13 protein-coding genes are annotated in these 14373 nt (G+C 49.2%); 1 reads left to right on the top strand and 12 read right to left on the bottom strand.

Going from position 1 to position 14373, the window contains the following annotated elements; genetic code table 11:
* Window positions 1–17: 17 nt before the first annotated feature.
* The 9 genes from truA to leuC form a co-directional block, all read right to left on the bottom strand.
* Window positions 18–791 carry a tRNA pseudouridine(38-40) synthase TruA gene (gene truA, locus VK958_RS12180; RefSeq protein ID WP_325241709.1) on the bottom strand — a complete coding sequence of 258 codons (774 nt, stop codon included), beginning with the start codon at window positions 789–791 and terminating at the stop codon, window positions 18–20.
* A gap of 144 nt (window positions 792–935) precedes the next feature.
* The gene (locus VK958_RS12175) at window positions 936–3815 is read right to left on the bottom strand and encodes a FimV/HubP family polar landmark protein (protein ID WP_325241707.1); all 2880 of its coding nucleotides are present in this window, start codon (window positions 3813–3815) and stop codon (window positions 936–938) included.
* A 275-nt stretch (window positions 3816–4090) separates the two neighbouring features.
* Window positions 4091–5203, bottom strand: coding sequence for an aspartate-semialdehyde dehydrogenase (gene asd, locus VK958_RS12170; RefSeq protein WP_325241705.1), 1113 nt, complete (start codon window positions 5201–5203; stop codon window positions 4091–4093).
* Between the two features lie 41 nt (window positions 5204–5244).
* Window positions 5245–5367, bottom strand: a complete 123-nt coding sequence (locus VK958_RS12165; protein ID WP_325241703.1) for an entericidin A/B family lipoprotein — start codon at window positions 5365–5367, stop codon at window positions 5245–5247.
* Window positions 5368–5386: 19 nt separating this feature from the next.
* Entirely contained in the window at window positions 5387–5881 is a 495-nt protein-coding gene (locus tag VK958_RS12160) for a YajQ family cyclic di-GMP-binding protein (RefSeq protein WP_325241701.1), read from the bottom strand.
* Between the two features lie 122 nt (window positions 5882–6003).
* Window positions 6004–6315: a pyrimidine/purine nucleoside phosphorylase gene (ppnP, locus tag VK958_RS12155; protein WP_325241699.1), complete on the bottom strand. Its 312-nt coding sequence runs from the start codon at window positions 6313–6315 to the stop codon at window positions 6004–6006.
* Between the two features lie 104 nt (window positions 6316–6419).
* A complete protein-coding gene (gene leuB / locus VK958_RS12150; RefSeq protein ID WP_325241697.1) occupies window positions 6420–7490 on the bottom strand; it encodes a 3-isopropylmalate dehydrogenase in 1071 nt (356 codons plus the stop codon).
* Window positions 7491–7613: 123 nt separating this feature from the next.
* Complete coding sequence (gene leuD, locus VK958_RS12145) at window positions 7614–8252, bottom strand: 3-isopropylmalate dehydratase small subunit (RefSeq protein ID WP_325241695.1); 639 nt, start codon at window positions 8250–8252, stop codon at window positions 7614–7616.
* Between the two features lie 13 nt (window positions 8253–8265).
* Window positions 8266–9672, bottom strand: a complete 1407-nt coding sequence (gene leuC / locus VK958_RS12140) for a 3-isopropylmalate dehydratase large subunit (protein WP_325241693.1) — start codon at window positions 9670–9672, stop codon at window positions 8266–8268.
* A gap of 133 nt (window positions 9673–9805) precedes the next feature.
* On the opposite strand from leuC, the gene VK958_RS12135 reads away from it, so the two are divergent.
* On the top strand, window positions 9806–10597 hold the full coding sequence (locus VK958_RS12135; protein ID WP_325241691.1) for a helix-turn-helix transcriptional regulator: 792 nt from the start codon (window positions 9806–9808) through the stop codon (window positions 10595–10597).
* Here VK958_RS12135 and cimA read toward each other — a convergent pair.
* The 3 genes from cimA to argF all read right to left on the bottom strand — a co-directional run.
* Window positions 10577–12178 (bottom strand): citramalate synthase, encoded by a 1602-nt coding sequence (gene cimA, locus VK958_RS12130; RefSeq protein ID WP_325241689.1) that lies wholly within the window; start codon window positions 12176–12178, stop codon window positions 10577–10579. The genes VK958_RS12135 and cimA overlap by 21 nt on opposite strands.
* A gap of 36 nt (window positions 12179–12214) precedes the next feature.
* The gene (locus VK958_RS12125) at window positions 12215–13438 is read right to left on the bottom strand and encodes an argininosuccinate synthase (RefSeq protein ID WP_325241687.1); all 1224 of its coding nucleotides are present in this window, start codon (window positions 13436–13438) and stop codon (window positions 12215–12217) included.
* A 170-nt stretch (window positions 13439–13608) separates the two neighbouring features.
* On the bottom strand, window positions 13609–14373 hold a 765-nt coding region (gene argF / locus VK958_RS12120), incomplete at its 5' end, for an ornithine carbamoyltransferase (protein WP_325241685.1).

Below are 14373 nucleotides of genomic sequence, written 5' to 3'. Positions count from 1 at the left end.
GTTACTGATGACCTTATTTAATCCCACTTTGTTTCACAGGGCGGCAACTGCCAATGCGCATCATAAGTCACGCCCGTAAAGTACAAGCCATCCGGCATAAACGTAGGTGGTGAAAGCGTTCTATTTTTAAGTTGAAGCAGTTCAGCAAAAGCTGCGACAGTCAGTTTACCTTGGCCCACATAGATTAATGCACCCACCACATTACGTATCTGATGTTGCAGGAAAGCATTCGCCTGAAAACTGAAAACTATATTTTTGCCTTGCTGGATTAGTTCGGCACGGTACATGGTGCGTATGGGAGAACTTGCCTGGCACTCGCTGGCTCGAAAAGCGCTGAAATCATGTTCGCCCAGCAACAATTCGGCAGCAAGTTGCATTGGTACGATATTCAACGGTCTATGGTACCAGCCTACCCGGCCGTATTGGCTCGCTGGAGCCACCGCATGGTTATAAAGCACATATTGGTAACTGCGCGCCTTCGCGCTAAATCTGGCATGAAAATCGTCAGCAACTTCACGCGCCCACAAGACACGTACCCATGATGGCAAGTTTGCGTTAGTACCCCGCACCCAGGCACTTTGGGGTCGTTGTACCGTGGTTTCAAAATGGGCAACCTGCATCAATGCATGCACACCGGCATCGGTCCGGCCAGCTGCATGCAGCCTTACGGGTTCACCACCCACGATTGCAATGGCATGCTCAATCGCATCCTGTACACCACGGCCATTAGGCTGGCTTTGCCATCCCTGAAAATAAGCACCATGATATTCAATGCCAATCGCAATTTTCATGGCGCATAGTATAAGGGCTGTCAGGCATAACGCCTAATAACGACATCCGTTAAATCTACATTTTTTGTTAAACGATTGCTATACATCCGTTTAATTAAAGCCTAGTCATCCACCAAAGAACAAGGCCGGAAAACCGGCCTTGTTTTATGCAACTTTCGCAAGCAACTCACTCGCACGTAGCCGCTGGCGTTCACCGCCTTCGGTAAGCACTTCCTCAATCAACTCTTTGGCACCTATCATATCTTCCATGTCAATATAAGCCTGGATCAAATCCAGCTTGGTATTAACCTCTTCCGGCTCGCCATCGAACTCAGCCAGGCTTTCCTCAGGTTTTTCTGCCACATCCAGTGAGATTTCCGGGAAAGCGGCCTCTGTACCGAGGGTATCGGCAGGCACACGACTGAGTACTTCTTCATCAGAATTGTCCAATCTGATATCTTCGATATCAAGTGCATCACCCTCTTCAACAGTCTGGCTGTTTGTCATGTCATTTGGCCCGCCAAGCTCAAGCGAAAGTTCTGGCAAAGACTCAAACACAGCGTCATCGGTTGAAAGGGTCTGCTCACCTGTCGCCTGTGTCGTGGCCGGATCAGTGTTGGCTGAGCTTGTTGACTCATCATCAAGATTCAGGGATGGCAAGTCGAGCGCTCTCGGCGTAAGCTCTGCATCAATCACGACATCTGACTCTGGGGTCTGATCGAATGAATCTTTTGCAAAATCGGGTTCAGTTTCCAGTGATGGCTTCTCTTCTTCTTTTGACTGGTTTCTTTCTTCGTTAGCCAGGATATCTTTTTGCTGAACTGGCTCAATCACTTGCTGTTCGGACGGTATTTGTGACAATTCAGGCAAAGCACTTACCGGTTCGGCATCTGTAGTAGCAAAGTCTGTTTGCAACTCTGCAAATTTTTCCCGCTCACTGTCAACAAGTGAGGCAGTAGCAAGCGAGGCGGCAGTCAATGCGTTTTCGGTAGTTGACCGTTCAGGTAAAACCTCTACACCTGCTTTATCAGTATCACTTTTCTCCGAAGTACCAGAGGAATCAAACTCAAGTGCTGGCGCTTCAAAATTGAAGTGGTAGCCCTGATCTGCATTATCTTCAGCTACCGCCGTTTCGGTGCTGGTATTATCAAGCGCCGGCATTTGGTAAAGTGAATTTTCCGGATCCAGCTTTTGACCCATCGCCACTACTTTAGACCACGTCTGGTCACCAGGGCCGACATTGGCATAAATCTCCCCGGCCAATGATTCAAACGCACCCTTGTTAGCTGTGCTTTGGTAAATTTCAAGCAATTTCAACTTGAGTTCCTGGCGTTCCGGGTCTTTTTGAATCGCATCCTTGAGAATCTCTTCTGCCTGGGCATCGCGTCCGTAAGCCATGTAGACTTCAGCTTCAGCAATAGGGTCAACATCATGCGAGTCAATCATGCCGCCTACGCCGCTCTGGGAAAAGTCGGTCAAGAAAGACGTGTCGCCAGATGCAGCCTGCGTATCACCAAACACGGTGTTATTCTGCATCTCAGTAGCTGGTGAAGTCAGGATTGCATCTTCAAACGTATCAATTTCTTTTTTGCGACGAATACGGATGAGCGCCCAGATACAAATCAGGATAGGCAACGCAATCAAAGCCCATGGCAATACAGGACTGATATTCTTCAGGCGTTGCAGCAACACTTGCATAAATGAAGGTTGCTCAGGCTGAGCTCCAGTATCCTCTACCGGTGTTTCTGGCAACGCTGGTGCGAGCTCTGCCGGTGGCTTTGCCTGCTCCTCAAGACTAGGGACAGGCTTGTTCTCGGGCACCGCTGCTGGTGCTTCTGCAACCTTGTCCGAAGTTTCCGGAGTTTTGGATTCAGGAGCCGTGGCTTGCGCAGCGTTTTTCTCTGCCTGCGCCATGGCGTTATTTTTCATCTCCACCAGTTTTTTCATGTCGGCGACTTGTTTTTCAAGCGCTGCGGCACGGGATTGCTCTTCTTTAATAGCGTTTTCTTTTGCGGTGGCGTCTTCTTTAGCCGCATTTTCCGAAGCCTTGGCTGCGGCTTTATCGGTCTGCGTACCAGACTTTTCATCGCCAGCTGATAATTTCAGTACATCTTTGCCAGTTGGTGCCTGTGGAACAGGCTTGTCCTTTACGCTACCAATTTTGCCAGCGGATTGCTGGGTGTTACCGCCGGTTTCACTGGCGGCAGATTTTTCCACTACGTTTGATAAGGCATTTTTATAGGCCTGCCAGTTTGTATTATGTTCGGCCACCAGGTTCTTAGCTTGCTGGTTACTGATGGCGTTTAAAGCGGCTTGATCCGGCATGCGGATAATCTTGCCGACCTTTAAACGATTCATGTTTTTACCATCAAACGCATCCTGGTTCGATCGATAAAGCGCTGCCAGCATTTGTTCTACACTGACATTATCCGGTTTCATTTGCCTTGCTATCGCATAAAGGGTGTCACCACGATCAGTGGTAAGCGGTTCAGGCGTCTCAATACTATCGGCGGAAGGCTCTGGCTTAGGCGTCGGCTTGGGAGCCGTCGAACGATTAGGTGCTGATCTTTTTGAAGCAGGTTTGTTGGCGACTGGCTGTTCAATATCATCGATAACTGGCGTTTCCGCGCCAGGCGTTTCAACAGCTTGAGACTGGCCGGTCACAGGCAACCCAGACGACTCCGACACATAGTTTGAATTGAACCCCGGCGGATCCAGCAACAATGTGTACTCTTTGACCAGTCGCCCGGTTGGCCAGTCTACCTGTATAAGCATATCCAGGAAGGCTTCAGTGATGGGCTGTGAACTGGTGAGTTTCAGGATCGGCTGACCTTTGCTATTGTTGCCAACCTCAATCTGGATATATGGGTAAGAAGCAGGTTTTTCCAGCATCTGATCCTGATATACCTGATCAGCGGCCAACGCGGCCTGGATAGTGTTTAACTCACCTGGCGCAACCGCCAGCAATTCGATTTCCGCATTCAGCGGCTCCCCCAGTTTTGAACTGGAGGTCATGGTTCCCAGACCTGCAGCATGCACAACCATTGCTGCGCTTAGGCTCAATCCCAAACTTAATGTAAAGGCTAATTTTTTTAATTTAAATTTAGGCACCGTTTAACCCTTGTCATTCATGGCGATTGTCAACATAGCATCAATCAGTAAGCCACGCAAGCACACCAATTGCCCCGCTGCGCGCCGCAAACTTACCTTGCTCGGACTCTATCATCCATTAAACCTGAATGCATGCAAAACAAAAGCCCGAAAAGACCACGATTTCATTAACAAATCATGGCTTTACGGGCTGCAATTTAATCAATTACTTAAGCTTCAACCAGAATACGTAACATTCGACGCAGTGGTTCCGCAGCCCCCCAGAGCAACTGGTCGCCAACGGTAAAAGCTGACAGGTATTCGCCGCCCATCGCCAGCTTGCGCAAGCGGCCTACCGGGGTCGTTAAAGTACCAGTCACGGCTGCAGGGGTTAATTCACGCATACTTAATTCGCGCTCATTAGGAATCACTCTGGCCCACTGGTTAGCTTCTGCGAGCATCTGGTTGATTTCGTCCAGGGGAACATCTTTGCGCAACTTCAGGGTCAGGGCTTGTGAATGGCAACGCATTGCGCCAATACGCACGCATAGACCATCAATCACAATCGGGTCGGCTTCACGGCCCAGAATCTTATTGGTCTCTACGCCACCCTTCCACTCTTCCTTACTTTGGCCGTTACCCAGGTCTTTATCAATCCATGGGATCAGGCTACCAGCCAAAGGTACGCCAAAATTAGAGATAGGTAAATCAGCGCTACGAATAGTGTCAGCGACAGTTTTATCAATCTCGAGAATCGCTGAAGCAGGATCGGCCAACAGATTCGACGCTGACGCATGAATCACGCCCATCTGGGAAATCAACTCGCGCATGTTTTGCGCACCGGCACCTGAAGCTGCCTGGTAAGTCATGGAAGTGGCCCATTCCACTAAGTCAGCTTTAAATAAACCGTTCAAAGCCATCAGCATCAGGGAAACCGTACAGTTACCACCAATCCAGTTTTTTCCGCCATTGGTCAATGCGTCCTTGATCAGATGCATATTGACCGGGTCGAGGATCACCACAGCCTCTTTTTCCATGCGCAAAGTAGAGGCGGCATCAATCCAGTGGCCATTCCAGCCACTGCTGCGCAACTGCGGAAAAATCTCGCTGGTGTAATCACCGCCCTGGCAAGACACAATCGCATCCATCTTGCGCAGCTCAGCAATACTCTTGGCATCTTTTAAAGCAGGCGAATCCTTGCCTACCTTCGGCGCCTCACCACCCGTTTGTGATGTGGTAAAAAACTGTGGCTCGATATCTGCGAAATCGTTCTCTTGCATCATGCGTTGCATGAGCACAGAACCCACCATACCGCGCCAGCCTACAAACCCTACTTTTAACATGCTATCTCGTTATTCCCGCCGGCCAACCCGGCATCAAAACATTATTCGGAGGATTTTTTCTGCACGGCTTCACCAGCCTTTTCCATATCCTTGCCTACCCCGTTCATTGTGTTGCAACCTGCCAATACAATCGCTACCAATACCATCATCATCAACTTTGACATTTGTTTTCTCCTTAAAAAATTAATCTCTGAAATTACCAAACTTCAACGGAAAATCCGTGACATTCTTTTTAACATACGCAATGGCTTCCTGCAATAAATCGCGTTTGGCACCATTGACCCGCACTGTATCGCCCTGAATAGTGGCTTGCACCTTCATTCCACTGTCTTTGATCAGCTTGGTGATTTTCTTGGCCAGGTCGCTATCGATACCATCTTGCACGCGCAGATCCTGTTTCACCTTATTACCTGAGACTTTTTGTACATCCTTGTGTTCCAGACGCTTCGAAGACTCCGGTTCTTTTTTTTCCATCGCTGGAAGTAAAATATCCTTTATCTGATCCAGTTGAAAATCATTGTCACCAAACAAGGTAATGACTTTGTCTTTTTCGTTAAACTCAACTTTGGCCGATGTACCTTTGAAATCGTAACGATTAGTGATCTGTTTAATTGAAGCATCAATCGAGTTTTTTAAGTTGACCATATCAACTTCAGAAGTAATATCAAAACTTGGCATCTACTTTCTCTCCTACTCCAACTAGAAATTGCGCAGCTTAAGCAGGGCATGCAAGCGCAGGCAGTACATATGAGTACGACAAGCTTGCATAACGCCGCTCAAGCAAGCAAGTTCGGTTGGCTTTACTCGAAATGGCAGACGTAGTCTACTGTTTCAGTGACCTCGATGTCAAAAGACGAATTACCCGGCACAGTGAATTTCTCACCCGCTTTATAAGTGTTCCAGTTATCTTCATCTTTCAAGCGCACGTTACATACACCGTCATTGATCTCCATCAATTCTGGCGAGCCGGTATTAAAGGTCAATGTGCTGGGGAAAATCACACCCACGGTACATCGCGTGCCATTAGGGAACAGCACGGTGTGACTCACACACTTGCCATCAAAATAAACATTTGCTTTCTTTTTAACGCTGACATGATCAAATTGTGCCATTTTTAAATTCCTGATTAATTTCAATGTGTCGCCAATAAAAGCGCGACTATATCACACCTGAAATCAGAGCGAGCGCGATGCAATGCAAGGCGCGCGCAGCCTGTTTACATCGCAGCCACGATCTGGTCACCCATTTCAGAACAGGAAACACGCTTGGTGCCCTCTTCATAGATGTCACCGGTACGGTAGCCTGCTGCCAATACTTTCTTCACTGCGTTTTCAATGCGGGTCGCCGCAGCTTCGTTATCAAAGCTGTACCGCAACATCATGGCGGCAGACAAAATAGTCGCAATCGGGTTCGCCAGGTTTTTACCAGCGATATCCGGCGCAGAACCGTGTGATGGCTCGTACAAGCCCTGCTTGCTCTCATTCAGCGAAGCAGACGCCAGCATGCCAATCGAACCGGTCAACATGGAAGCTTCATCAGACAAGATATCGCCGAAGATATTGCCCGTCACCATCACATCAAACTGTTTAGGATTGCGGATCAACTGCATGGCTGCATTATCCACGTACATATGGCTCAATTCCACTTCCGGATACTCTTTCGCGACATCAATCACGATTTCTTTCCAGAACTCAGTAGTTTCCAGTACATTGGCTTTATCCACTGAACACAGTTTTTTGCCACGTTTCATGGCGATGTCAAAAGCCACGTGTGCAATACGGCGTACTTCAGGCTCGCTGTAGATCATGGTGTTGAAACCTTCACGCACGCCTTCTTCATTAGTGCGAATGCCACGTGGCTGGCCGAAATAGACATCACCGGTCAGTTCACGCACGATCATGATATCCAGGCCGGCAACTACTTCCGGTTTTAATGTTGATGCATTGGCCAGCTCAGGAAATAACACGGCCGGACGCAAATTGGCAAACAATCCCAAATCTTTACGGATAGCCAGCAGGCCACGCTCAGGACGCAATGGGCGATCCAGCGTGTCATATTGCGGACCACCAACAGCTCCCAGCAACACAGCATCCGCGGCCCTACAGATTTTTTGTGTAAATTCAGGATACGGGTGACCGTACTGGTCATAAGCCTGACCGCCCAACGGCGCTTCGGTAAAGGTCATGTCCAGACCATCTTTTTTCAATACTTCCAGCACGCGCAATGCTTGTGCAACGATTTCAGGACCGATGCCGTCACCGGGTAAAACTGCAATATTTAATGCCATAGGGGTTATCCTAATTAGTAATTTTAATGATGTGAGAAGCCATCAGAATCCTCATTAAGGATATGAAGATTTCTCGCACTCAAATAAAACGGTTGTAAATACGCCAATCAGTTGCGTAAGGTTTTATGCAAACAACCAAGGTTGTGACAGCTTATGTTTCTCTTCAAACGCCTTGATCTCATCCGCATGCTGCAAGGTCAGGCCGATCTCGTCCAAGCCATTAAGCAGGTTGTGCTTGCGGGTTGGGGTAATTTCAAAGCTGAATGAATGACCAGAAGGCGTAGTCACCGTTTGTGAAACCAGATCGACGTCCAGCGAGTAACCCTCATTTGCCTGGCACTCCTTGAACAGGATATCCACTTGTTCGGCAGATGCCACGATCGGCAAAATACCGTTCTTGTAGCAGTTATTAAAGAAAATATCGGCAAAGCTAGGCGCAATCAGCACGCGAAAGCCCTGATCCTCTATCGCCCATGGCGCGTGCTCACGTGAAGAGCCACAGCCGAAGTTATCGCGTGCCAGCAACACTTGCGCACCTTGATAGCGAGGCTGGTTAAGAACAAAGTCCTTATTCAAAGGACGCGTGCTGCAATCCATACCTGGCTCACCATAGTTGGTATAGCGCCACTCATCGAACAGGTACGGGCCAAAGCCTGAACGTTTAATCGACTTCAGGAATTGCTTGGGAATAATCGCATCGGTATCGACGTTAGCGCGATCCAGAGGACAAACCAGACCATTAATAGTGGTAAATGCTTTCATACGGTGTTCTCCTTTATACGCTGCGCACGTCAACGAAATGACCGGCGATCGCAGCGGCGGCGGCCATTTCCGGGCTGACCAGATGCGTACGTCCACCAGGGCCCTGACGGCCTTCGAAATTACGGTTAGAGGTTGAAGCACAACGCTCACCTGGCTCCAGACGGTCAGCATTCATCGCCAGGCACATGGAACAGCCTGGTTCGCGCCATTCAAAACCTGCATCAATAAATACTTTATCCAGACCTTCAGCCTCGGCTTGGCGTTTCACCTGGCCGGAACCAGGCACAACCATCGCCAGTTTGATATTGCCGGCGACTTTTTTGCCTTTGGCAACGCCTGCTGCTGCACGCAGATCTTCTATACGTGAGTTGGTACAGGAACCAATAAATATCTTATCCAGCTGAATTTTATCAAGCGGTGTATTGGCATCCAGGCCCATGTACTTCAACGCATTTTCAATGCTGGTGCGTTTGGTGGCATCGCTTTCCTGTTGCGGATCCGGTACAGTCGATCCGATCGGGAGTACTTGCTCAGGCGAAGTACCCCACGTCACTTGTGGCGCGATTTCAGCACCTTTCAGTTCAACCATTGCATCATATTGTGCATCTGCATCAGACTGCAGGGTTTTCCAGTAGGCCACAGCTTTGGCCCAGTTTTCACCTTTTGGCGCGTGCAGACGGCCCTCAAGATAAGCAGCGGTTTTCTCATCCGGCGCGACGATACCGGCACGTGCACCGGCTTCGATCGCCATATTACACAGCGTCATGCGGCCTTCCATGGATAGGCTGCGAATGACTTCACCGCCAAACTCAATGGCATAACCAGTGCCGCCGGCGGTACCTATCTTGCCGATGATCGCCAGCGCGACGTCTTTAGCCGTAACGCCTTTGCCGAGTTGACCATCCACTTTCACCAGCATGCGTTTGGACTTTTTAGCTACCAGTGTTTGCGTGGCCATCACATGCTCGACTTCGGAAGTGCCGATACCATGTGCCAATGCACCAAATGCGCCATGCGTAGAAGTATGGCTATCGCCACAGACCACTGTCATGCCAGGCAGGGTCGTACCGTTCTCAGGCCCGATCACATGGATAATGCCTTGATCCTTGTTTTTGAAAGGAAAATACACCAGGGCACCAAATTCCTTGATGTTGCTATCCAATGTCTCCACCTGCAGGCGCGAGATTGGGTCTTCAATGCCTTTATCCCAGTCTTTGGTAGGCGTGTTGTGGTCAGGGTTGGCCACAATGGAGGAGTTGCGCCACGGTTTACGGCCAGCGATACGCAGCCCTTCAAAGGCTTGCGGGCTCGTCACTTCATGCACCAGATGGCGATCAATATAAATCAGACAGGTGCCGTCTGATTCCTCACGTACCACATGTGAATCCCATAATTTGTCGTACAGCGTTTTGCCTGCCATGACCATTCCTTTCAAATACCTACGTATCAAATCATACTAAATTGATAAAACACGCGCAGAATACCTAAATTTTAATACCCTTACAAGAAGATGATTTATACTAGTATTGACACTAATAGGATAATAAAATCAAATGGATACGAGACGACAGGAACTGGCTGAATTTCTGCAAGCGATGCGCCAACGTGGTAGCCCCGAAGAATTCGGGTTTCCCACTGGTTCCCGCCGCCGCACCCGGGGCTTACGCCGTGAAGAAGTCGCGCAATTAGCCGGCATCAGTGCCACCTGGTATACCTGGATAGAGCAGGCACGCGAAATCAATGTATCGTCAGAAGCCCTGGATAGACTAGCGACGGCTTTAAAACTCAGCAAAACCGAGCGCAGCTATTTATTTGATATGGCTGACCGGCGTGATCCGCAGGCGCATCAAAGCGAAGTGGATACTGCGCCAGAAACATTAGTGAGTATCTTGAGCCAGATACAAGTGCCCGCCTACATCATGGGCCGCACCTGGGATATTCTTGCCTGGAATGAGTCTGCTACCAACCTGTTTACTGGATTGCTGGATATCGCCTGGCCTGAAAACCAGCACCCAAATCTGCTCCGCTTTGTATTTTCAAACCCTGCTGCAAAGCAATTTGTCGTCAATTGGGAAATGCGCAGCCGTCGTTTGGTAGCTGAATTCAGGGCCGATTGCAGATCGCGCCTGGAAGAGCCTGAAGTGAAACTATTAGTCGATGAATTGAGCACCAGCAGCCCTGAATTTGACCGATTCTGGAAGCAGCACGATGTGCTGGAAAGGCAAGGCGGACAGCGTGAGTTTCAACACCCTCAATCTGGCTTGATTCGATTTCAGCAGGTCACTTTACGCTTAGTCGAACAGGAACAGCTGAAACTGGTGCTGTTACAGCCTGGGCTGCAATAACCCCGATAATTTTTGCGCTTTTAAAAGCTTGTATTCAATGGCATCTTTCAATGCCAGCCAGGAGGCTTCAATAATGTCAGACGATACGCCTATGGTGGTCCAGTTTGTTTGCTGGTCAGTCGATTCAATCATGACCCGCACCTTGGCAGCCGTCGCCTGGTTTGAATCCAGCACCCTGACCTTGTAATCAACCAGTTTGATGTCTTTGATGATGGGATAAAAAGGTTCTAAAGCTTTACGCATCGCCTTGTCCAGGGCATACACGGGGCCGTCTCCATAGGCGGTCACTTCAGATTCCTGGTTATTCACGTAGAGACTGATCGTGACCGAAGAGTTGATGCCATTCACTGATGGTTCATGAATGTAGACGCTATATTGTTTCAAACGGAAGAAAGGCTGAAACTTGCCAAGCAGCTTTTGCATCAGTAAATCAAATGAGCTTTCCGCACTTTCGAACTGGTAGCCCTCATGTTCCAGTGCCTTCAGATGTTCAAGAATCTGGATGGCGGCGTCAGACTCCTTGGTCAACGTAGGATCTATCTGTTGCAGTTTATTCAGAATCGCCCCCCGCCCAGCTACCTCAGACACCAGAATCTGTCGTTCATTGCCGACCACATTCGGGCTGATATGCTCGTAGGACTTGGGATTTTTATTGACTGCATCAATGTGCATGCCGCCTTTATGCGCAAACGCATCGTGGCCGACATAGGGCGCTTTATCATTGAAAGTGACGTTAGCCACTTCGCTGACAAATCGCGCAGCAGCAGTCAGTTCAGCCAGTTGCGCAGAAGAAATGCATTCCAGGCCTAGTTTTAATTGGACGTTAGGGATGATAGACACCAGGTTCGCATTGCCGCAACGCTCACCTATACCATTGATGGTGCCTTGCACCTGCACCGCGCCTGCCTGCACTGCAGCGACGGAGTTCGCCACTGCCATTTCGCAATCATTATGGCAATGAATACCGATTTCTAATGATGGATAACGCGTGACGACAGCCTGCGTGATTTCGAAAATCTCATTGGGAAAGGTACCGCCATTGGTATCGCACAAAGCCAGCACATCAGCACCAGCATCCGCTGCGGCTTGCAAAGTGTTCAAGGCATATTCGGCATTGGCTTTGTAGCCATCATAGAAATGCTCGGCATCAAACACGACATGTTTGCCTTTTGATTTCAGAAAGGCGATCGTATCGCCTATCATCGCCAGGTTTTCTTCCAGCGTAGTGCGCAGGATGTCGGTAACCTGATAATTCCAACTCTTGCCAAAAATAGCGACCGCCTGGGTATTGGCTGATAACAAAGACTGCAGGTTTTTATCTTCGGCCGCTGTAATGCCTATGCGGCGTGTGCTGCCGAAAGCAATGATCTTGGCGTGTTGTAAATTTAGCTCGCCGACACGCGCGAAAAACTCTAAATCTTTTGGGTTGGAACCTGGGTTGCCGGCTTCTATGTAGCCTATGCCTAACTGGTCCAGGCGTTGCACGATTTTGAGTTTATCCTCGACTGAAAACGAAACACCCTGCGCTTGGGCTCCATCGCGCAGGGTTGAATCATAAGCAATCACACGTTGCCTGGACATAAGGGTTATTTGTTAGCGGTCATTTTTTGCGCTGGGTTATTTTTTTCGTAATTGCAAATTCCCTGCAATACGCATACGCAAAGCATTCAGCTTGATAAAGCCGCCGGCATCTTTCTGGTCGTAAGCGCCTTTGTCATCTTCAAAAGTCGCGATGGTAGAGTCGAACAATGAATCCGTTTTACTGTCACGGCCTACCACAATCACATTGCCTTTATACAGCTTCACGCGCACCCAGCCATTGACTGTCGCTTGCGTGTGGTCGATCAATGTTTGTAGCGCGAGGCGCTCAGGGCTCCACCAGTAGCCGTTGTAGATCAGGCTGGCGTAGCGTGGCATCAGGTCATCTTTGAGATGCGCTACTTCGCGGTCGAGCGTAATGCTTTCAATCGCACGGTGCGCTTTCAGGATGATGGTACCACCAGGGGTTTCGTAGCAGCCACGCGATTTCATACCAACATAGCGGTTTTCAACCAGGTCCAGACGGCCAATCCCGTGTTTGCCGCCAATGCGGTTTAATTCGGCCAGGATTTCATGTGCTTTTAAAGTTTTGCCATTTAAAGCAACGATGTCGCCGTTCTTGAATTCGATATCAAGGTACTCTGCAGCATCCGGCGCTTTTTCCGGGGACACTGTCCAGCGCCACATATCTTCTTCAGCTTCCGCAGCCGGGTCTTCCAGATGGCGGCCTTCATAAGAAATGTGCAGCAGGTTGGCATCCATGGAGTATGGGCTACCTCCCTGCTTGTGCTTCATTTCAACCGGGATGCTGTGCTTCTCGGCATAGGCCAGCAGTTTTTCACGTGACAGCAAATCCCATTCACGCCAAGGGGCGATGATCTGGATGTTCGGGTTAAGCGCATAAGCACCCAGTTCGAAACGTACCTGGTCGTTGCCTTTACCGGTCGCACCATGCGAAATCGCATCTGCTTTGGTTTCATTGGCGATTTCAATCAGGCGCTTGGCAATCAATGGACGTGCGATAGACGTGCCAAGCAGGTATTCGCCTTCATACACAGTATTGGCACGGAACATCGGAAACACGAAGTCACGCACAAACTCTTCACGCAGGTCATCAATATAGATTTCCTTGACGCCAAACTTTTGCGCTTTCTCGCGCGCTGGTTCCAGCTCCTCACCCTGACCCAGGTCAGCGGTAAATGTCACCACTTCACATTGATAGGTGTCTTGCAACCACTTCAAGATCACGGAAGTATCCAACCCGCCGGAGTAGGCCAGCACCGCTTTTTTAATATCGCTCATTTAAATAAATCCCAAACTGAAATCATCAGGCTTGTTTAATCAAGCCACTTTTCCTAATAATAAATATTCCATCAACGCTTTTTGAGTATGCAGCCTGTTTTGGCTACGGCCGCTATGCTTAACCCGAAGGTTAGCCAGCGCCGAAACTGCTTGCACATTGAAGCTTACGCTTAAAGAACTTTTCCTAGCAGAAGGTACTCCATGAGTGCCTTCTGCGTGTGCAACCGGTTTTCAGCTTCATCCCACACCACGCTTTGAGAACCATCAATCACTTCTGCAGCAACCTCTTCGCCACGATGGGCTGGCAGGCAGTGCATAAATACAGCATCCGGTTTTGCTACGCGCATCATATCGGTATCCACTTGCCAGTCAGCAAAGTCTTTACGGCGCTCTTCATTTTCAGCTTCAAAACCCATACTGGTCCAGACATCGGTGGTCACCAGATCGGCATCACGCGCAGCTTCCATAGGATCAGCGAAAGACTCGAAGTGGTCAGTACCATACAGGTTGGCACGTTCAAACTCGACTTCGTATCCCGGCGGCGTTGACACATGTACGTTGAAATCCAGTACTTCAGCCGCTTGTAGCCAGGTATTACAGACATTGTTACTGTCACCGATCCAGGTCACTGTTTTACCCTGGATAGGCCCACGGTGCTCAATGAATGTAAAAATATCTGCCAGTATCTGGCAAGGATGATATTCATTGGTCAGGCCATTGATGACTGGTACGCGGGAGTTCTGGGCAAAACGCTCAATAATGCTCTGCTCAAAGGTACGGATCATCACAATATCGCTCATGCGCGAAATCACTTGAGCTGCATCTTCCACCGGCTCGCCACGGCCCAATTGGGAATCACGTGTATTCAGGTAAATGGCTGAACCGCCCAGTTGCTGCATACCGGCTTCGAACGACAAACGCGTACGCGTGCTGGC

The sequence above is a fragment of the Methylophilus sp. genome (assembly GCF_035460085.1).
Classification (GTDB): Bacteria; Pseudomonadota; Gammaproteobacteria; order Burkholderiales; family Methylophilaceae; genus Methylophilus.
This window is presented reverse-complemented; position numbering and strand designations above follow the sequence as displayed.

Coding starts and splice junctions, on each gene's coding strand:
- cimA (WP_325241689.1), bottom strand. CDS start 12,178: ATGTCCAGGCAACGTGTGATTGCTTATGATTCAACCCTGCGCGATGGA.
- VK958_RS12160 (WP_325241701.1), bottom strand. CDS start 5,881: ATGCCAAGTTTTGATATTACTTCTGAAGTTGATATGGTCAACTTAAAA.
- truA (WP_325241709.1), bottom strand. CDS start 791: ATGAAAATTGCGATTGGCATTGAATATCATGGTGCTTATTTTCAGGGA.
- VK958_RS12165 (WP_325241703.1), bottom strand. CDS start 5,367: ATGTCAAAGTTGATGATGATGGTATTGGTAGCGATTGTATTGGCAGGT.
- leuB (WP_325241697.1), bottom strand. CDS start 7,490: ATGGCATTAAATATTGCAGTTTTACCCGGTGACGGCATCGGTCCTGAA.
- VK958_RS12135 (WP_325241691.1), top strand. CDS start 9,806: ATGGATACGAGACGACAGGAACTGGCTGAATTTCTGCAAGCGATGCGC.
- asd (WP_325241705.1), bottom strand. CDS start 5,203: ATGTTAAAAGTAGGGTTTGTAGGCTGGCGCGGTATGGTGGGTTCTGTG.
- ppnP (WP_325241699.1), bottom strand. CDS start 6,315: ATGGCACAATTTGATCATGTCAGCGTTAAAAAGAAAGCAAATGTTTAT.
- VK958_RS12125 (WP_325241687.1), bottom strand. CDS start 13,438: ATGAGCGATATTAAAAAAGCGGTGCTGGCCTACTCCGGCGGGTTGGAT.
- leuD (WP_325241695.1), bottom strand. CDS start 8,252: ATGAAAGCATTTACCACTATTAATGGTCTGGTTTGTCCTCTGGATCGC.
- VK958_RS12175 (WP_325241707.1), bottom strand. CDS start 3,815: ATGGTTGTGCATGCTGCAGGTCTGGGAACCATGACCTCCAGTTCAAAA.
- leuC (WP_325241693.1), bottom strand. CDS start 9,672: ATGGCAGGCAAAACGCTGTACGACAAATTATGGGATTCACATGTGGTA.